The following is an 18,712-nucleotide window of genomic DNA, read 5'->3' as shown; positions in this document are numbered from 1 at the left end:
GGGCGTCGAATCATCTACGCGCATAGTGTGCCGAGTGGTCCAAACCCGTATGGCAGGTGTGTTTGCGGGGTCCCTTGACCCGGGTGGGACGGCTCGGTTTCATACCTATCCAACTGCGCGGGGGGCTCGGGCGCCCGTCGTGAAATCCGCAGGGTGTCCTTGGCGTTCCTGGCGTGCCGCGCCGTCAACTCCCCAGTGTGTGCAGGCGTGTTGACGTGTCTGCCGGCCCGTTCCGATACGTCGCGTGCCACCCCGGAAAGGAATAAAGCCGGTGTCGTATTTCTTCACCGCAGCTCCTCTTCTCTGCCGTGCCGTCGGGTGCCGGTGGTCGAGGTGAGCCGGCATCGGGGTACGGCCGCGCCGGTCGAAGCGGGAGCGAGGGGCGGGCGGGGGCGCAGTATCCGGGCCTCGCTCATCACGCTCGCGGTGGTGCCGGCGATGGCGTTGGTGCTGCTGTGGGTCAGTGGTTCGGTCGCGCTGTTCAACCAGTGGAACGACGCCAACAAGGAAGGCCGGCCGGCGAAGACCACGTACGCCCTGGTGCCGGCGATCGGCGAGTTCCAGAAGGAACGGCTGCTGACGGTCGGGGTGTTGGTGTCGCACGGCAGCCGTGCCGCGCTGGACGCGCAACGGCAGCGGACCGACGCCGTGCTCGCCGGTTTCCGCAAGGCGGACGCCGTCTCGGGCAGTGACGGGTCGGCGCAGTACCGGGCCCAGTTGGCGACCGTACGGAAGCGGCTGACCGGGCTGACCACCGAACGGACCGCTGTCGACGCCGGGAAGACCACCCGGCTGGACGCCTACGCCGCCTACTCCGAGGCCGTGTCCTCGACGCTGAACCTCTTCGGGACGCTGAGCACCGACAGCGGCGACGCGGTCACCGCGGCCGACGCCGGCCACGCCCTGGCGTTCCTGCGCGGGACGGAGGCGCTGTCGCAGGAGGAGGCGATCCTCAACGGGGTCGCCGCGTCACGGAAGTTGAGCGTCCAGGAGAGGTCGGCGCTGGCGGCCGCCCAGGCCGTCCGGGTCTCCGTGCTGTCCAACGAAGTTGAGCCGTATCTGCCCGCTGCGTTGGGCGCCGAGCTGGGCAGGACCATGGGCGGTCAGGACTGGGCCGCCATGACGGCCTTCGAGAAGACCGTCGCCGCGGCCTCCGCCGGGCACGACGGCACGATCGGCGTGTCCTCCGTCCCCGCCGCCCGCGCCGCCGCCCCGGGGCGCGTGACCGGCGCGGTGCAGGCCGTGGAGGGCCAGTTCCTGGGCAAGGTCACCCACGACTCCGCGCACCGGACCCACCAGGTGCTCGTCAAGGCGATGCTCGGCAGCGCCCTCGCGTTCGTGGCCGTACTCGCCGTCGGCCTGCTGTCCTGGCGCATCACCCGGTCCCTCATCGGCCGGATGTCCGGCCTGCGCGCGGCGACACTCGAACTGGCCGAGGAACGGCTGCCCGAACTCATCACCCGGCTGCGCACCCAGGGCAAACGCGCCGAACTCGACGACCTGCCCGAACTCGACTACGGCACCGACGAGTTGGGCAAGGTCGCGGAGGCCTTCAACAGCGCCCAGCGGACCGCGGTGAGCGTCGCGCTGGAGCAGGCCGCGCTGCGCGAGGGCGCGCGGCTGGTGTTCCACAACATGTCGCGCCGTATCCAGCTCCTCGTGCACCGCCAGCTCACGGTGATCGACTCCATGGAACGCAAGGAGCAGGACCCTCAACTCCTCTCCGATCTCTACCGCGTCGACCACCTCGCCACCCGGATGCGGCGCAACGCGGAGAGCCTGACCGTGCTGTCCGGCGCGTCCCCCCGGCGCCGTTGGAAGCAGGCGGTGCCGCTCGCGGAGCTGCTGCGCAGCGCGGTGTCCGAGATCGAGGGGTACACCCGGGTCGTCGTCGAACCCCTCCCGCCCATCGCGGTGTTGGGCCCGGCGGTCGGCGACACGATCCACCTCATGGCCGAACTCATCGAGAACGGCGTGACGTTCTCGCCCCCGCACACCGAAGTACGGGTACGGGCACTGCCGGTGGCGCAGGGCTACGCCGTCGAGGTGGAGGACCGGGGGCTCGGCCTCACGCCGGACGAGTACGCGGCGGCCAACGAACTCCTGCACCACCCCAAGGACTTCAGCTTCACCACCCTCGGCGAGGACCCCCGCCTCGGCCTCTTCACCGTCGGCCACCTCGCCCAGCGCCACGGCGTCACAGCCAGCCTCCAGGCCTCGTCGTACGGCGGCTCCCTGGCCGTCGTCGTCCTCCCGCACGCCCTCACGGAGTCGGCGGCGGACGCGGTACCGCCGACACTGGACGCGCGGGCCGAGCGGCATCTGGCCTCGGTCGCGGGGGCGTTGCCGGAGCCGGGGACCGGTTCCGGGACGGGTTCTGGCAGTGGCATGGGCGTGGGCTCAGGTATGGGTGCGGGCTCGGCCGGCGGTACGGCAACCGGGCCGGTCACCGGTTCGGGGCGCGGCGGGGTGACGGCCGGCGGTATGCCGATGCGCACCCGTACACGGACCGCACCTCATGCCCAGCCCACGTCCGGTCCGGCGGCACCGGGTGCGGAGGCCGCAGCCGCCGCTTCGCCCCGCGGGGCCGTGCCCTTCCCGCACCCCCGTACCTCCGGCGCGTCCGGATCTCCCTCGGACCCCCCGGCCGCCCCTCCCGCAGGCCCCCGCACCGGCGGCCCCGGTTCCAGCCGGCTCCCGCGGCGCGTGCGGCAGGCGCATCTCGCGCCGCAGTTGCGGCAGCGGCCGGACGAGGCGGACGGCGAGCGCGGGGCCGGGCGGGAGGCCGAGCGGCGGCCCGAGCAGGCGCGGTCGATGCTGGCCGCGCTGCGGGACGGGACCCGCAGGGCCCGCGAGCAGGAGGACGTGCCCGCGCCCGCCTGGCCCTCGTCGCTGCGCGGAGACGCCCCCTGGCCGAAGTCACCGCGAGCGGACACACCCCGGCCGGCGTCCCCGCAAGCAGAAGCTCCCGCGCCCACCTGGAACACGGCCCCGCCCGAGCGGCGTCAGTTGCCCACCCGTCCCCGTCCGACAAGGAACACCCCATGACTGCGCCCAACACCACGCACGGCGGACTGGCCTGGCTGCTGGACAACCTGATCGAGCGGATCCCCGAGACCCTGCACGCCATCGTCCTGTCCGAGGACGGCCTGCTCGTCGGCTCCTCCGAACGGCTCGCGCAGGACGACGCCGAGCAACTCGCCGCCATTTCCTCGGGAGTTCACTCGCTCGCGCTGGGCACCAGCCGGCACTTCGGCGGCGGGCGCGTGCAGCAGACCGTCATCGAGATGGACGACCTCTTCCTCTTCGTGACGACCGCGGGCGGCGGCGCCCGCCTCGCCGTACTGGCCACCTCGCAGGTGGACGTCGGCAACGTCGGCTACGAAATGACCATGGTCGTACGGCAGGTGGGGCAGTTCCTCAGCGCGGCCCCCCGGTTCCCGGAGTACAGCGGCGCGCCCTTCGTGGGTGAGCATGAATGAGACACTGGTCCGAGGAAGACCCGTGGGAGGACGAAGACCCCGCGCTGCTCGTCCGCCCGTACACGGTCACCGGCGGCCGCACCCCGACCTTCCACTCCGGTATCGAACTGATCACCCTGATCAGCACCGTCCGGCCGCCGACCCGCGACCAGCGCCTCCAGCCCGAACAGAACCGGCTGCTCGCCCTGTGCCGTACGCCCACCGCGCTGGTGGAGGTCGCCGCCCGGCTCGATCAACCCGTCGCGGTCATACGGGTGTTGCTCGATGACCTCCTGGACAACGAACTCGTCTCCGTCTCCCCGCCCGCCGCGGCCGGTACCCCCGACGCCCGTTTCCTCCAGGCAGTGATCGATGGCATACGCAGAATCTGACCGCCGCGCCACCACCGTCGCGCCCGACGCCGCCACCGCCAAGATCCTGGTCGCGGGCGGCTTCGGTGTCGGCAAGACCACCCTCGTCGGCGCGATCAGCGAGACCACGCCGCTGCGCACCGAGGAACTCATCACCGAGGCCAGCGTCGGCGTCGACAACCTCGCCGGGGTGGAGCAGAAGACCACGACGACGGTCGCCATGGACTTCGGCCGGATCACGCTCAGTTCGGCCCTCGTGGTCTACCTCTTCGGCGCCCCCGGCCAGGACCGCTTCTGGTTCATGTGGGACGACCTGTCGCGCGGCGCGCTAGGCGCGGTCGTCCTCGCAGACACCCGCCGTCTGGAGAACTGCTTCCCCTCCGTCGACTTCTTCGAGCACCGCGGCATCCCCTTCGCCGTCGGCGTCAACTGCTTCAACGGCCGCTGCGAGGAGGACCCCGAGGAGATCCGCGCCGCCCTCGACCTCGCCCCCGACATCCCCCTCGTCCTCTGCGACGCCCGCGACAAGGAGTCGGTGAAGACGGTGCTGCTCGCACTCCTCGAACACGTCATGCGGGGACTGGCGGCGGAGGCGTCGGCACAGCCGTACGACCAGTCGGCCGTACGGTCATGAAGGCTTCGTCGCCGATACGGCCGTCGCGGTCAGCGTGCCGTCGCACTCCGCGAACTGCCCGTCGTCCAGGGCGACTTGGTGAGCCCCGGCACCCGGCAGGCCGATCACCATCGTCGGGTAGATCACCGGTGCCGAACCGGATTCGCAGTAACCGTCCCCCTCGCCCTGCACCTGCACGAAGGTCAGCTTCAGCCAGGCCTGACCACCGGGGGAGAGCTTCACCGGGGAGGCGGTACCGACGGGCGTGACCTGGAGGGGAACGTTGAGCTCCGGGGAACCGTTCGCGGCGCCGGCGACGGTGGGGTGCCCCCGGAGGACGCAGGCCTTGCCGCCGGTGTTGGTGAACTGGACGATCGCGGCCCCGGTCCCGGTACCGGCGGGGCGGTCGGCGGCCTGGTAGGCGGTTGCTTTCAGGGCAGTTGCCGCGCAGGGCTTCGCCGCCGTGCCCGTGGACCCGGATGAGCCCGTAGACCCGGAGGAGGCGGAGGTGGCGGGAGAGGAGGCGGTCGCGGCCGGTGCGTCCGACGACCCGTCGGTCCCGCTCTCCGAGTCACCCGGCTGACACCCCGTCATCACCAACGCCGCCGACACCGCGGCCACCGCCACCATGACCCTGCGGATGCTGTTCTTCTGCATGACGTCCCCCGAACTTGCTGTGTACGGACCGGCTCTCACCGGCACTCGCGGAGAGAGACAGGTCCGTCGCACCCAGGGTTTCGCCTACGCACTAGCTGTGACGCAATGGTGACGCTCAGTCGAAGCTCGCGAAATAGGCCGCGGCCATGTCCTCGTCCCCGTGCCCCTGCGCCGCCGCCCGGGCGAACCGCTCCGCCCCCGCGGCCGCCACGTCCAGCCGTACGCCGTTCGCCGCGCCCGCCTGCACGATCAGGCGGGCGTCCTTCTCCGCCGTGGTGACCGCGAAACTCGCCGGAGTCAGCTGGTCGTTGAGGATGGCGGCCGACTTGGCGTGCAGGTAGCCCATGTCGAGTGGGCCGCCGGCGATGAGGTCGAGGAAGCTCTGGGGGTTCACGTCCAGGGCCTTGGATAGGGCCAGGGCCTCGCCCGCCGCGTTCGTCACGGCCAGGACCCAGCTGTTGGCGACCAGCTTCAGGCGGGTCGCGGTCGCCGCCGCGCCGTCCTCGCCCACCCACAGGGTGCGGACGCCGACCGCGTCGAAGACCGGGGTGACCGTCGCGCGCCCGCTCTCCGGGCCGGCCGCCAGGACCGTCAGCTGACCGGCCTCGGCGGGCTGGCGGGTGCCGAGGACGGGGGCGTCGTAGAAGACGAGGTCGTGCCGGTTCGCGAACTCGGCCAGTTCGCCCACCGATTCGAGGCTCGACGTCGTCGACTGGATCCACGCGGCGCCGGGGCGCAGGACGGGTGCGGCCTCGCGCATCACGTCGAGGACGGCGTCGCCGTCGTAGAGCATCGTGAGGATGACGTCCGCGTCGCGTACGGCATCGGCCACCGTGTCGCGGACGTGCGCGCCGTCGGCGGACAGGGGGTCGGCCTTGGCGCGGGTGCGGTTCCAGGCGTGCACGGTGTGACCGGCGCGGGCGAGGTTGCGGGCCATCGCGGCGCCCATGATGCCGGTGCCCAGGACGCCTACGGTGAGCTTTTCGGTGGTCATGACTCGGCTTTCGTCCTCGACGGTGTTGTCGAGGACCAGCGTGCCAGGGTGCCGCGCGCCCGGCCTCCCGGCAGGGCGCGCGCCGCCCGTCAGCCGGCGACCGTGAACCAGGTCGAGCGGGACTTCCGCCACTCCTCGTGGGTGAGGTCCTTCGCCTCGGTGCCGTCGCCGTACAGGTCGGCCGCGCCGTCGTCGGTGATCAGCTGGGCGCGGGCGCCCGAGGCCGTCAGGTCCGGTACGTCGACGACCGCCTCCCAGGCGCCCGGGTCCGTGGTCGGCAGGTCGCGCAGCTTGACCGGCCGGTCGGCCGCGTTGCCGGTCCAGGAGTAGAGGGCGTACGGGTCGGAGTTGTCGTCGGCGGCCCAGGAACCGGCGACGATCAGGTACTGGTTCGCCGCGTTCTTGCGGATGTCGCGCACCGAGAGGCCGCCGAGGTCCAGCTCGATCGGCGTGCCGAAGGTCGCGGCGGTGCCGTTCGCGACCACCTTGTCGATGTTGGTGACCGGCACGAGCAGCGCCTTGCCGCCCTCCACCGCCGGGGCGAGCGGCGCCCGGAAGCCGAGGTACGCCGTGGTCGTGGAGCCCGGCGCGAACTCCAGCCCCTCCACGTTGAACCCGTCGATCTGCTTGGGGACTTGGCCGTCCGCGGTGCCCGCCGCGAAGCCGTACCGGTTCCCGTTCGCCTTGTCCCACGTCACCAGGTCGTCGCGCAGCTTGCCGTACGAACTGCCGTAGGAGAGCGCCGTGTTGGCGCCCGTGCCGGTCACCTTCGTGGTGAAGACCGTGTTGCGGGCCGACTTGTACTCGCCGTCCTTGTTGTTGCCCAGCGAGCCGGTCCAGTAGATCGTGTCGCCGACACGGGCCGCGCCCTCGATGTCGATCTCCTTGGAGACGTCGATGTCGTCGCTGAAGTCCCAGGTCCTGACCGGCGCGCCGGAGGCCGAACGGTCGTACAGGCGAAGGACGTTGGACTCGTCATCCGCTACGACGACATAGCCGCCGCCCACGTCGACCGCGGCGGAGGCGTCGCTGGAGCCGGTGAAGTAGCGCGTGTCCGTGGGCTGTTGGACGGACGCCGAGGCCGCGTAGTGCAGGGTCTTCGTGGCCGTCTTGCCGCCGAGGCCCGTGACCTTCACCGTCAGGTCGGTGTAGCCCTGCGCGGCGGCCGTGACGGCGAGTTGACGGGTGGCGCCGGTGCCGGAGACGGTCACCGCGCTCGTCGGTGCCACCGACGTCTTGCTGCTCTTGCTGGCCGCGACCGTCAACGCGCTGACGTCCGCGCCGCTCTGAGCGACCGTCACCTGGACCGCCGGATCGCCGACCGCGCCCACCGCGCCGGAAAGGTAGCCGGCCGACAGGGAGATGGTCGGTGTGCCGTAACTCGCCGCGTGCGCCTGGCTGTTGCCCAGGCTCAGGGCGGCGAGGGCGAGGCAGGTGCCCGCCACGGCGACCGTCCTGCGCCCGCTGGAGAAAACTCCGTTGAGGAACGCTCCGTTGGAGACTGCGTAGTCCTGCACTGGGACCCCTTCGTCGGCTCGGTGTCGACGAGAAGGTTCAGCGGATCTCACCAACTCCGCGGGGTGTGGGCAGGTCCCGGGGGTGAACAACTGCCGACGGGCCGAGGGAGCGCTCCATGACCCGGGCCAGGTGACGGGTGAAGACCTGCTGCGTGTCGGGGGTGAGCGTGCGCAGCGCCACCAGCGCGGTGATCACGACGTCGCACAACTCGCCCTGTACGTCGTCCCAGGTGTGGGAGGCGCCTTTGCGCGGGTTCTGGCCGGTCGCCCCGATCACCGCCTCGGCGACCTCGCCGACCTCCTCGGACAGTTTCAGCATCCGCAGGAGCAGGCCCTCACGGCCGTCGAGGGGCTGACTCGCCTCCAGCCAGGTCCACAGGTCGTCGATACCGGCCCAGAGGTCGGGGGACCGGTCGTTCTGATCACTCATGGGCTCAGCCTGCCATCACCACCCCACTCGTCCGTCCTACTCGTCGAACAACGTCTCCTGCCCGAACTCCGCCGCCTCCCGCACCCGCCTGTTCCGCAGGCCCACCACCACGGCCGTGGCCGCCCCCGTCACCGCGAGCGCCGCCGGAACCATCCAGCCCCGGTTCACCGCGTGGCCCAGCGCGTGGTCCAGGGAGAGCCGGCCCGGGCCCGTGACCGCGAGGCCGGCCGCGGTCAGGGCGAGGGAGGCCGCGTACTCGTAGCCGCCGGCCGCTGCGAAGAAACCGTTGGGCGCGTGCACGGCGGCCGCTCCCACCATCGCGCCGGCCGCCGCCGAGCCAGCCGCCGGGGTCGCCAGACCCAGCGCGAGCAGCGCGCCGCCGCCCGCCTCCGCGAGACCCGCCATCGCGGCACTCTGCTTCCCCGGCGCGTACCCCATCGCCTCCATGGCCGCGCCGGTGCCCTCGATCCCGCCCCCGCCGAACCAGCCGAACAGCTTCTGCGCGCCGTGCGCGGCCAGCACGCCCCCGGTACCCAGCCGGAGCAGCAGCAGGCCCAGATCTTGTCGGTCGTAACAGGTCACGGTGACTCCCTGAACAGGCGGCGGGGACGGTCCCCCACCGTCGCACCCCCCGGCGTCCGGCGGGCGGGTTCGCGCGGCCGTTCGGGTGGCGGCCCCCGGGGAACGGTGTGAGTCTGACCGGCATGACGATTCAGCCAGCCAAACTCAGCGATCCGGCCGTCCGGGCGTTCGTCAGCGCCGTCAACGCCCACGACCGCGACGCCTTCCTGGAGCTGCTCGCGCCGGGCGCGACGATGGCGGACGACGGCTCCGACCGTGACCTCGCCGAGTGGATCGACCGGGAGATCTTCTCCTCCCACGGCCACATGGAGGTCGACCGCGAGTCCGACGGCGGCCGCGCCCTCGTCGCCCGCTACTCCAACGACGCGTGGGGCGAGATGCGCACCCGGTGGAGTTTCACGGTCGGCGAGGACGGCAGGATCGCCCGCTTCGAGACGGGCCAGGCCTGACCGTCGTAGAAAAAGAGGCTTCTCCCGATGGGATGTGAGCCCCTGGGTAAAAGTCCTTGCCTTGAAGTGCGCTCCAACTCCTAGTCTCCCCAGGCATGGAGACGAAGTCGAACATCAGGACCCTCGGACGCAGTGGCATCGACGTGAGCGCTCTCGGCTTCGGCTGCTGGGCGATCGGTGGTGAGTGGCAGGACGTGAGCGGGCAGCCGCTCGGCTGGGGCAAGGTCGACGACGAGGAGTCCGTGCGGGCGGTCCGGCGGGCCCTCGATCTGGGCGTCACGTTCTTCGACACCGCCGACACCTACGGCGCGGGACACAGCGAACGCGTTCTGGGCCGCGCGCTGGGCAAGCGCCGTGCCGATGTCGTCGTAGCCACCAAGTGGGGCAACGTCTTCGACGAGGAGACCCGCACCCTCACCGGTTCCGACGACTCCCCGGAGTACGCCCGCCGCGCGCTCACCGCATCCCTGGAGCGCCTCGGCACCGACCACGTCGACCTGTACCAACTGCACCTGTCCGACGCGGACTTGGAGCGGGCGGCCCAACTCCGGGACCAGTGCGAGGAGTTCGTGCGGGAGGGGCTGATCCGCGCCTACGCCTGGAGCACCGACGACCCGGCCCGCGCCGCCGTGTTCGCCGAGGGGGAGCACTGCGCGGCCGTGCAGCACGGGGCGAACGTCTTGCAGGACGCGCCTGAAATGTTCGCGCTGTGCGAGGAGTTGGGCCTGGCCAGCATCAACCGCAGCCCCCTCGCGATGGGCCTGCTCACCGGAAAGCAGGCGCCGGGGCGGGAGTTGGAGGCGGGGGACATCCGCAACACGCCCCCGGCCTGGATGCAGGGCTTCAAGCAGGGCGCGGGCGCCGACGAGGACTACGTCGCCCGCGTGGACGCCCTGCGCGAGATCCTGACCTCCGAGGGCCGTACGCCCGCCCAGGGTGCCCTCGCCTGGCTGTGGGCCCGCAGCCCGCGCACCGTACCGATCCCGGGCTTCCGCTCGGTCACGCAGGCCGAGCAGAACGCTGGTGCCATCGCGAAGGGGCCGCTCACCACAGGGCAGTTGGTCGAGGTCGACCGCGTGCTCGGCAGGTGAACGGCCCCGGCGGGAGCGACAGGTGGGCTCAGTAACCCTGGTTGCCGAACTGCGCGTACTGCTCCTGACCGGTGTTGCCCTGCTGGGGTGCGAACTGGCCGGTGCCGCGGCCCTGTTCGGTGAGCGTGATCTGGCCGGCCTTGATGTTCGCCAGGCGCGGCGCGCGGCGGGCGATCGACGAGTCGTGGGTGACCATGATGAAGGTCAGCCCGTACTCGTGCCAGAGGCCTTCGAGCAGGCCCATGATGTCGTCGCGGGTGCCCTCGTCGAGGTTGCCGGTGGGCTCGTCGGCGAGGAGCACCTTCGGCTTCTTCACCAGCGCGCGGGCGATCGCGACGCGCTGCTGCTGGCCGCCGGAGAGTTCGGAGGGGGCGTGCTTCAGCCGGTCGCCGAGGCCGACCGACGAGAGCGCCTCGGCGGCCCGCTCGCGGCGCTCGGCGGGCTTGACGCCGAGCGGCACCAGGGCCGTCTCGACGTTCTCCTGCGCGGTGAGCGTCGGGATGAGGTTGAAGGCCTGGAAGATGATGCCGATCTTCTCGGCCCGCAGCCGGGTCAGCTTGGCCTCGCTGATGGTGGCGAGGTTGACGCCGTCCAGCTCGACACTGCCCTCGGAGGGGCGGTCCAGGCCGCCGATCATCTGCAGCAGCGTCGACTTGCCGCCGCCGGTGGGGCCCTGGATGACGAGCTGGTCGCCGTCCTCGATCGTGAGGTCGACGCCGCGCAGCGCCTCGACCGTCTCCTTGCCCCGCGAGTAGCGCTTGGTGACGCCGGTGAGCTTGTACATGGGATCTCCGTCTGAACGTCTGTGAAGAAGAAGAGGGTCGGGGCGCCGCCTCTCGGGGGGAGTGGAGGCGGCGCCCCGGATCAGGGGGTGCGGCGCGGTCGGCGTCGGCGGCGCTACGGGCCACCTCCGCCGGACCACGCCACCGCGGCCGCGCTACGACACGCTGCGCAGCGCGTCCGCCGGACGCATCCGCGAGGCACGCCAGCCGCCCATCGCGCCGGCGATCAGCCCGCCGGTGACGGCCAGGCCCACCGCGAGGGCGATCGTGGTCAGCGAGACCGGCGCGTTCAGGGCGATCTCCAGGGTGTTGGAGGCGGCCTGCTGGCCGGGACCGCCCTGGCCGCCGCCGGGGCCGCCGCCCGTGCCGCCGCCACCGCCGGTGGAGGTGGAGCCGAGCTGCGCGGTCAGCTTGGGGCTGATCGCGGTGACCGTGTAGGCCGCGAGGAGGCCAAGGGCGATACCGAGACCGCCGCCGATCAGACCGTTGACCATGGACTCGCCGACGACCTGCCGGGTCACCTTGCGGCTCGGCCAGCCGAGCGCCTTCAGCGTGCCGAACTCACGCACCCGGCGGGAGACCGCCGACGAGGTGAGCAGCGCGGCGACGAGGAACGCGGCGATCAGGACCGCGATCGACAGCCACTTGCCCACGCTGGTCGCGAGGTTGGAGGCGGTGGACAGCGAACCGGAGACCGTGGACGCGAGGTCGGCGGAGGTGGTGACCGTCGTACCCGAGATGTTCTTCTGGATCGTCGTCTTGACGGTCGAGATCTGCTTGGAGTCGGTCGCCTTGACGTAGATCGTGGTGACCTTGTTCTTCGAGTCGCCCAGCGTCTGCGCCTGCTTCAGCGGCACGTACACGTCGATCGTGGACTCGCTGCTGTTGGGCGTCGCGATGCCGATGACCGTGAACTTGGTGCTGGAGATCTTGAAGGTCGAACCGACCTTGTACTTCTTCGTCTTGGCGTACGACTTGCTGACGACCGCGACCTTCGCGTCGGTCTGCGCGGTCGTGAACGTCTTGCCGGTGGTGATCTTCGACGTGGACAGCGGGCCCAGCGTCTGGTTGGTGACGTCGATCCCCGCGACCGAGTACGAGTTCACGTTGAAGTTGGCGCCGCCGCCCTGCACTTGGGGTGCACCGGTGCTGCTGGTTCCGCCACCGCCGCCGGGGCCGCCCTGCTGCGAGGAACCCGAAGAGCCGGACGTGGTGGAGGACTTGGCCTTGCCCTGGGTGAAGGAACCGTCGACCTTGGTGACGTTCAGGGTGAGCGCGCCGACCGCGGCTGACACGCCCTTCTGTGTGCCGACCTTCGTGACCAGTGAGGACGCGAGGGCCTGACCACCCTGCGTGTTCACCCGGTCCGAGCTCTGCGAGCTGCCGCTGGAGGAGGTGGCGCCGAACTTGAAGCTGGGACCCTGCGAGCTGCCGGCCTTGGGGGCCGACTGCGCCTTGGTCACGGTCATGTCAGTTCCGAGACCGTAAAGAGACTTGAGGACCTTGTCCTGAGCCTGATTCATGCCGGCCGACACCGAATTGACGGTGATGACCAGCGCGATACCGAGCGCCAGACCCATCGCGATGACCAGGGCGGCCTTCTTGCGCCGGCCCAGTTCGCGCTTGAGATAGATGCCAAACATCCCATTCCCCAAAGGTTCTTGGCGCCCGCTGTGGGCGCGGCCACAAGCTATGGAGGAACCTTTGAGTCGACCTGAGTAAAGGATGTGTCTGGCCTGAGAAAAAGAGGCCCGAAATCAGAATTGCGTCAGACAGCTCATTCCTAAGCTGCCGAGGGCTTCCTGCCAGGAAACCCCTGTTCAATGGCCTGCTGACATGGGTCCTCGATCATCCTTTCGGCGTCCCGGGACGGACCCCGCCGTGCACGCCCGCGCCCGCATTTTGTACGGTCCCGGGATGCGCGATTCCTCTCGGCTCACCCGGCGTGCCGCTCTCGGCCTGACCGCCGCCGCTCTTCCCCTGGCGGCGGCCGCACCCGCGTCCGCGGCGACCGCGATAGGCGGTGAGCGGCTGGCCCGCGACGGGATCCAGGTCGGCGATGCCTCCGGTCTGCCCAAGAAACTCACCGCCCGCTCGTGGATCGTCGCCGACCACAGGACCGGCGAGGTGCTCGCCTCGTACCGCGCGCACCAGCGGCTCGCGCCCGCGTCCACGCTGAAGATGCTGTTCGCCGACACCGTGCTGGGGAAGTTCGAGCGGACCCGCACCTACCGGGTGACCGACGCCGACCTCGCCGACGTCCCCTCGGGCTCCAGCCTCGTCGGCGTGAAGCCCGGAATCCTGTACAGCGTCCACCAGTTGTGGCAGGGCGTCTTCCTGCGCTCCGGCAACGACGCCGTGCACGTGCTGGCCCACATGAACGGCGGGATCGCGCGGACGGTCGCCGAGATGCAGGCCAAGGCGAAGGACCTCCAGGCCCTGGACACGCATGTGGTGAGCCCGGACGGCTTCGACCACCCCGGGCAGGTCTCGTCGGCGTACGACCTCACGCTCTTCGCCCGGCACGGGCTGCACGACGACGACTTCAGCTCCTACTGCTCGACCCGGGTCGCGAACTTCCCGGCCGGCGGCAAGAAGACCTTCCAGATCCAGAACACCGACCGCCTGCTCACCGGGGCCTACGGCCTGGGCACGTACAAGGGCATCATCGGCGTGAAGAACGGCTACACCAGCCACGCCGGCAACACCTTCACCGGCGCCGCCACCCGCGACGGCCGCACCCTCCTGGTCACCGTGATGCACCCCGCGAACGGCGGCAACGAGGTCTACAAGGAGACCGCCGCGCTCCTCGACTGGGGCTTCGGCAAAGGGAGTTCGGCCCGGGCCGTGGGCACGCTGGTCGAGCCGCTGAGCGAGGGCGGGGCGACCGCGAGCCCGACACCGTCGGGGAAGGGCGCCAAGGGGGCGCCGGGCGCCACCGGAGCCGCCGCGTCCTCGTCGGACGGTCCCTCGCCCTGGCCGATGCTGGGCGGGGCGGCGGGGGCGGTCGCGGTGCTCACGGGCGGCGCGTTCGCGCTGCGCAGGCGACGGGCGGCCGTAGCGGCGGCCAAGTCCCCGGAACTCGACGGGAGTTGATGTGACGCGACAGCCGCTCCACGGTCCGGTGCGTAACCCGCGGTCCCACGCGGGCTCCACCCCCACCCGGGCCGTGGAACGACTGTCGCCTCTCCCCCCTCGGTTTTGGTCCGCGGAGCACAGCGCTCCCGTACCGCGGAAGCCTTGTGCTCCAAGTGTGAAGCTTTGGTGGAGAGAGTTGAGCATAAGTCAGCAACCGGGCGCAATGGTGCGGACGGTCAAATTCCGTTTGTGCGAATCGACTTAGCCGCGCCCCACGTACGGCATCGCGGTCGCCAACACCGTCGCGAACTGCACGTTCGCCCCCAACGGCAGCTCCGCCATGTGCCGCACGGTCCGCGCCACATCCGCGACATCCATGACCGGTTCCGGGGTGACCGCCCCGTTGGCCTGCAACGCCCCGGTCTCCATCCGCGCCGTCATCTCGGTCGCCGCGTTCCCGATGTCGATCTGCCCCACCGCGATCGAGTACGGCCGCCCGTCCAGCGACAGCGACTTGGTGAGCCCCGTCAGCGCGTGCTTGGTCGCGGTGTAGGCCACGGAGTGCGGACGGGGCGTATGTGCGGAAATCGACCCGTTGTTGATGATCCGCCCGCCCTGCGGCACCTGCTCCTTCATTCGCCGGTACGCCGCCTGCGCGCACAGGAACGCCCCGTTGAGGTTGGTGTCCACCACATGCCGCCACGCGTCGTACGGCAGGTCCTCCACCGCCACCCCACCGGGCCCGAAGGTCCCCGCGTTGTTGAACAGCAGATCCACCCGCCCGAACCGCTCCACGGTGGCGTCGAACAGCCCGTCCACGTCCTCCAGCCGCGCCACATCCGTCCCTACGGCGAGACAGGCGCCCTCGGGCACCAGCGCGGCCGTCTCCTCCAGCGGCCCGGTGTGGCGGCCGGCCAGCGCCACCGACCAGCCCGCGCGCAGCAGTTCCACGGCGACCGCGCGCCCGACACCGGAGCCGGCGCCGGTCACCACGGCGATCCTCGACGATTCCTCAGCGTTCATGGCCGCAGCCTACGAGTCACCCCTCCTGCGGGTACCGCACCCCGATCCGCTCCCGCACCGCGTCCAGCGTCCGCATCACCGCGAGGGTCCCCTCCAGCGGCACCAGCGGCGACTCGGTCTCACCGGCCCGCACCGCCCGCATCACCTCGGACGCCTCATGCCGCAGCGTGTTGCGCGGCCCGTCCGCCGCGTCGAGGACGAACTCCTCGGGGTCGCGCCCGTCCCGGTGCAGCACGAACCGATCCGGGTGGAAGAAGCCGTCCGGGATGTCGATCCGCCCCAGCGAACCGGTCACCGACGCCGAGGTCCCCGTACCGCCGACGATCGAGCAGTGCAGCGCGGCCAGCGCACCGCTGTCCCAGGAGAACAGGGCCGCCGTCTGCAGATCGGCGCCCTCGGGGGAGAGCACGGCCGACGCCTTCACGTCGGCGGGCTCACCGAGCAGCAGATGCGCGAACGACACCGGGTACACCCCGAGGTCCAGCAGCGCGCCGCCGCCCTGCGCCGGGTCGCGCAGCCGGTGCGCGGGCGGGAAGGGCCCTGCGAGCCCGAAGTCGGCCTGAACGGTGCGGACTTCACCGATGGCCCCGTCGTCGACAAGCGACTTCAGCCGCCGGATCAGCGGATTGCAGTACATCCACATGGCCTCCATCAGGAAGCTGCCGCGCTCACTCGCGAGCGCGACCAGTTCGGCGGCCTCGCGGGAGTTCAGGGTGAAGGCCTTCTCGACGAGCACGTTCCGCCCGGCCTCCAGACAGAGACCGGCCGCCGCGCGATGTGCCGCGTGCGGGGTGGCGACGTAGACGACATCGATGTCCGCGTCGTTCGCCAGCGCGTCCCAGCCGCCGTAGGCCCGCTCGATCCCGAACCGTTCCGCGAAGGCCTTCGCCGAGGACTCCGTCCGCGAGGCCACCGCGACCAGCTCGGCGTCCGGCAGATCGACGAGCTCCGCCGCGAACGCCGCCGCGATCCCACCAGTGGCCAGGACTCCCCAGCGCACCCTCTGTTCCGTCATCGCGGCCCCACCCTCGCTCACCAGACCCTCGGCACCCTGTACGAGCTGAGAGCATAGGTGGCGGATCACTCGGAGAGGGAGGGGCACATGCCCGAGCAGGGGGCGCAGGCGCCGGCCGTGCCGCAGTCCGCCGTACCGTCGTCACCGTCATCGCTCAAGGCGACCCGCCGCGCGGGCCTCCTCATGATCCTCGTCCTCGGCGGCCTCACGGCGACCCCGCCGCTGTCGATGGACATGTACCTCCCCGCGCTCCCGGCGGTCACCCGCTCCCTGCACGCACCCGCGTCGACCGTCCAACTCACGCTCACCGCCTGCCTGGCGGGCATGGCGCTGGGCCAGTTGGTGGTGGGCCCGATGAGCGACAAGTGGGGCCGCAGACGCCCGCTGCTGACCGGCCTGGCGGTCTACGTCGTGGCGACGGCCCTGTGCGCGATCGCGCCGAACGTCGAGTCCCTGGTCGCCTTCCGCCTGCTCCAGGGCCTGGCGGGCGCGGCCGGAATAGTGATCGCGAGGGCGGTCGTCCGCGACCTGTACGACGGCGTGGCGATGGCCCGCTTCTTCTCCACCCTGATGCTGGTCTCCGGGGTGGCTCCGATCGTCGCGCCGTTGGTGGGCGGCCAGATCCTGAGGGTCACGGACTGGCGGGGCGTCTTCGTGATCCTGACCTTCGTCGGCACGGCGCTCGCCGTCCTCGTCTGGACCCGCCTCCCCGAGACCGTCGCCCCGGCGGACCGCCACGCGGGCGGCACGGCGGAGGCCCTGCGCGGCATGCGCGCCCTCCTGGCCGACCTCCCCTTCACGGGCTACATGCTCACGGGTGGCTTCTCCTTCGCCGCGTTGTTCGCGTACATCTCGGCCTCTCCCTTCGTCGTCCAGGAGATCTACGGCGCGACCCCGCAGACCTTCAGCCTCCTCTTCGGCATCAACTCGGTCGGCCTGGTGGCAGTGGGCCAGATCAACGGAAAGCTGCTGGTGGGCAGGGTCTCCATGGACAAGGTCCTGGGCGCGGGCCTGGCGGTGGTGCTGCTGGCGGCGACGGCGCTGCTGCTGATGGCGACGGGGGCGCTCGGGGAGGTGGGCCTGGTCCCGGTGGCGGCCGGGCTCTTCGTCCTGATGTCCGCGATGGGCGTGACGCTCCCGAACGCCCAGACCCTGGCGTTGATGCGCACGCGCCACTCGGCGGGTTCGGCGTCCGCGCTCCTGGGTACGTCGTCCTTCCTGATCGGCGCGATCGCCTCCCCGTTGGTCGGCATAGCGGGCGAGCACACGGCCGTCCCGATGGCGGTCGTCCAACTGGTGGCCGCACTGGTGGCGGTGGCCTGCTTCGTGGGAATGTGCCGTCCTTGGAACACACGTACGACCGCGGAGGGAGTGGGGAGCTGAGCGCCCCGAGACTGCGCAACGACACCCCGGAACGGGCCGGCCTCGACCCCGAGGAACTCCGCCACCTGGTCCGGCAGGTCCACGACCTCACCACCGGCGACCGCCCCTGGGCGGCGGGCACCGTCGTGGTCGCCGGCCGCGGCCCGGTGATCGCCGTGGAGGAGGCGGCGGGCTGGGCCGTACGGTATTCGGCCTACGACCCGGAGACCGACCGGGGCGTCGAACTGCCGCCGGCGTCCCGCGTCCCGACGACGGTCGACACCCCCTTCGACCTGGCCTCGGTCACCAAACTGTTCACGGCGGTGGCCGCGATGCAGCAGATCGAGCGGGGCACGCTGGGCATAGACGCCAGGGTGGGCGCCTACTTGCCCGACTTCCGCGCGGCGGCCCGCCACGGCATCACAGTCCGCCAACTCCTGACGCACACCTCGGGCCTGCGCCCCGAACTCCCGCTCTACGACTGTGCCGACGACGCCGAACGCCTGTCGATGCTCCGAACGGAGGCGCCGGTGGGGGAGCCGGGCGAGTACGTCTACTCGGACCTGAACCTCCTCCTGCTCCAGTTCGTCCTGGAACGCATCAGCGGCCGCACGCTGGACGTCCTCATCCACGACGGCATCACCCGCCCCCTCGGCATGACGTCCACGGACTTCGGCCCCTGCCCGGGCGCGGCGGCGACGGAGGACCAACGCCGCCCATGGGCCAAGGCGGACCGGGGAATGCTGCGGGGTGTCGTCCACGACGAGAACGCGTGGGCGCTGGGCGGCGTGGCCGGCCACGCGGGCCTGTTCTCGACGGGCCGCGACCTGGCGATCTTCTGCCGCACGTTGCTGGCGGGGGGTTCCTACGGCCCCGCCCGCATCCTTGGCGCGGACTTCGTGGAACTGCTGCTGACCCCGCCGGGTCTGGGCTTCGGGGTCGATCAGGCGTGGTTCATGGGGGAGTTGGCGGGGCGGGGGGCGGTGGGGCACACGGGGTTCACGGGGACGTCGGTGGTACTGGACCCCGCTACGGACACGTTCCTGGTCCTGCTGGCCAACACCGTGCATCCCCGGAGACGGGGGGCGGACAGCGGGCCGCGGGCGGCCGCGGGGACGCGGGTGGCTCGGGCGGTGCGGGGCTGAGGGGACGCGGGGTGGCTCGGGCGGTGGGGGGCTGAAGGGTGCGGGCGGTGACGGCCTGAGGGGGCTGAGGGATGCGGGCGGTGACGGGCTGGGGGTGGCTCGGGCGGTGAGCGGCTGAGGGTGGTTCGGGGCTCGGGTGGCT

The 18,712-nt window shown here is 71.3% G+C and carries 18 protein-coding genes; 9 read left to right on the top strand and 9 right to left on the bottom strand.

Going from position 1 to position 18,712, the window contains the following annotated elements:
* Nucleotides 1-333: 333 nt before the first annotated feature.
* From OG496_RS19200 to OG496_RS19185, 4 genes are read left to right on the top strand one after another with little or no spacing between them, the layout of a single operon-like run.
* The gene (locus OG496_RS19200; protein ID WP_405971728.1) at nucleotides 334-3,048 is read left to right on the top strand and encodes a nitrate- and nitrite sensing domain-containing protein; all 2,715 of its coding nucleotides are present in this window, start codon (nucleotides 334-336) and stop codon (nucleotides 3,046-3,048) included.
* Nucleotides 3,045-3,482, top strand: coding sequence for a roadblock/LC7 domain-containing protein (locus tag OG496_RS19195; protein WP_366491200.1), 438 nt, complete (start codon nucleotides 3,045-3,047; stop codon nucleotides 3,480-3,482). Before OG496_RS19200 ends, OG496_RS19195 begins: the two co-directional genes overlap by 4 nt.
* Nucleotides 3,479-3,853 carry a DUF742 domain-containing protein gene (locus OG496_RS19190; protein ID WP_318015985.1) on the top strand — a complete coding sequence of 125 codons (375 nt, stop codon included), beginning with the start codon at nucleotides 3,479-3,481 and terminating at the stop codon, nucleotides 3,851-3,853. The genes OG496_RS19195 and OG496_RS19190 overlap by 4 nt, the downstream gene beginning before the upstream one ends.
* Nucleotides 3,834-4,466 carry an ATP/GTP-binding protein gene (locus OG496_RS19185; RefSeq protein ID WP_366491201.1) on the top strand — a complete coding sequence of 211 codons (633 nt, stop codon included), beginning with the start codon at nucleotides 3,834-3,836 and terminating at the stop codon, nucleotides 4,464-4,466. The genes OG496_RS19190 and OG496_RS19185 overlap by 20 nt, the downstream gene beginning before the upstream one ends.
* On the opposite strand, the gene OG496_RS19180 is transcribed toward OG496_RS19185, so the two are convergent.
* The 5 genes from OG496_RS19180 to OG496_RS19160 form a co-directional block, all read right to left on the bottom strand.
* Nucleotides 4,461-5,102, bottom strand: coding sequence for a DUF4232 domain-containing protein (locus tag OG496_RS19180; protein ID WP_405971727.1), 642 nt, complete (start codon nucleotides 5,100-5,102; stop codon nucleotides 4,461-4,463). The two genes, OG496_RS19185 and OG496_RS19180, sit on opposite strands and share 6 nt — an antisense overlap.
* Before the next feature lie 115 nt (nucleotides 5,103-5,217).
* On the bottom strand, nucleotides 5,218-6,096 hold the full coding sequence (locus tag OG496_RS19175; protein ID WP_405971726.1) for an NAD(P)-dependent oxidoreductase: 879 nt from the start codon (nucleotides 6,094-6,096) through the stop codon (nucleotides 5,218-5,220).
* An 89-nt stretch (nucleotides 6,097-6,185) separates the two neighbouring features.
* Nucleotides 6,186-7,613: a hypothetical protein gene (locus tag OG496_RS19170; RefSeq protein WP_405971725.1), complete on the bottom strand. Its 1,428-nt coding sequence runs from the start codon at nucleotides 7,611-7,613 to the stop codon at nucleotides 6,186-6,188.
* A gap of 37 nt (nucleotides 7,614-7,650) precedes the next feature.
* The gene (locus OG496_RS19165) at nucleotides 7,651-8,043 is read right to left on the bottom strand and encodes a MazG-like family protein (RefSeq protein ID WP_405971724.1); all 393 of its coding nucleotides are present in this window, start codon (nucleotides 8,041-8,043) and stop codon (nucleotides 7,651-7,653) included.
* 36 nt (nucleotides 8,044-8,079) lie between these two features.
* On the bottom strand, nucleotides 8,080-8,625 hold the full coding sequence (locus tag OG496_RS19160; protein ID WP_365299815.1) for a DoxX family membrane protein: 546 nt from the start codon (nucleotides 8,623-8,625) through the stop codon (nucleotides 8,080-8,082).
* Nucleotides 8,626-8,747: 122 nt separating this feature from the next.
* Between OG496_RS19160 and OG496_RS19155 the strand changes: the two genes are divergently transcribed.
* Together OG496_RS19155 and OG496_RS19150 are read left to right on the top strand one after the other, a co-directional pair.
* Nucleotides 8,748-9,074, top strand: a complete 327-nt coding sequence (locus OG496_RS19155) for a nuclear transport factor 2 family protein (protein ID WP_327404532.1) — start codon at nucleotides 8,748-8,750, stop codon at nucleotides 9,072-9,074.
* Between the two features lie 95 nt (nucleotides 9,075-9,169).
* Complete coding sequence (locus tag OG496_RS19150) at nucleotides 9,170-10,165, top strand: aldo/keto reductase (protein ID WP_405971723.1); 996 nt, start codon at nucleotides 9,170-9,172, stop codon at nucleotides 10,163-10,165.
* A gap of 28 nt (nucleotides 10,166-10,193) precedes the next feature.
* Here the strand turns inward: OG496_RS19150 and OG496_RS19145 are convergent, their stop codons facing one another.
* On the bottom strand, nucleotides 10,194-10,949 hold the full coding sequence (locus OG496_RS19145; protein ID WP_405971722.1) for an ABC transporter ATP-binding protein: 756 nt from the start codon (nucleotides 10,947-10,949) through the stop codon (nucleotides 10,194-10,196).
* 153 nt (nucleotides 10,950-11,102) lie between these two features.
* Entirely contained in the window at nucleotides 11,103-12,590 is a 1,488-nt protein-coding gene (locus OG496_RS19140; protein ID WP_405971721.1) for an ABC transporter permease, read from the bottom strand.
* Nucleotides 12,591-12,864: 274 nt separating this feature from the next.
* Here OG496_RS19140 and OG496_RS19135 point away from each other — a divergent pair, with 274 nt between their 5' ends.
* Nucleotides 12,865-14,043 (top strand): D-alanyl-D-alanine carboxypeptidase family protein, encoded by a 1,179-nt coding sequence (locus tag OG496_RS19135; protein ID WP_405971720.1) that lies wholly within the window; start codon nucleotides 12,865-12,867, stop codon nucleotides 14,041-14,043.
* A gap of 243 nt (nucleotides 14,044-14,286) precedes the next feature.
* On the opposite strand, the gene OG496_RS19130 is transcribed toward OG496_RS19135, so the two are convergent.
* Together OG496_RS19130 and OG496_RS19125 are read right to left on the bottom strand one after the other, a co-directional pair.
* The gene (locus OG496_RS19130; protein ID WP_405971719.1) at nucleotides 14,287-15,048 is read right to left on the bottom strand and encodes an SDR family oxidoreductase; all 762 of its coding nucleotides are present in this window, start codon (nucleotides 15,046-15,048) and stop codon (nucleotides 14,287-14,289) included.
* 16 nt (nucleotides 15,049-15,064) lie between these two features.
* A complete protein-coding gene (locus OG496_RS19125) occupies nucleotides 15,065-16,063 on the bottom strand; it encodes a Gfo/Idh/MocA family protein (RefSeq protein ID WP_405971718.1) in 999 nt (332 codons plus the stop codon).
* Between the two features lie 87 nt (nucleotides 16,064-16,150).
* Here OG496_RS19125 and OG496_RS19120 point away from each other — a divergent pair, with 87 nt between their 5' ends.
* Both OG496_RS19120 and OG496_RS19115 read left to right on the top strand, forming a co-directional pair.
* Nucleotides 16,151-17,446: a multidrug effflux MFS transporter gene (locus tag OG496_RS19120; protein WP_405971717.1), complete on the top strand. Its 1,296-nt coding sequence runs from the start codon at nucleotides 16,151-16,153 to the stop codon at nucleotides 17,444-17,446.
* Nucleotides 17,398-18,570 (top strand): serine hydrolase domain-containing protein, encoded by a 1,173-nt coding sequence (locus OG496_RS19115; RefSeq protein WP_366491213.1) that lies wholly within the window; start codon nucleotides 17,398-17,400, stop codon nucleotides 18,568-18,570. Before OG496_RS19120 ends, OG496_RS19115 begins: the two co-directional genes overlap by 49 nt.
* The last annotated feature ends 142 nt before the right edge of the window (nucleotides 18,571-18,712 follow it).

The organism is Streptomyces sp. NBC_00988, from assembly GCF_045162645.1.
Taxonomy (GTDB): Bacteria; Actinomycetota; Actinomycetes; order Streptomycetales; family Streptomycetaceae; genus Streptomyces.
Note: the sequence above shows the minus strand (reverse complement) of the source record. Positions and strands in the feature narration are given on the sequence as shown.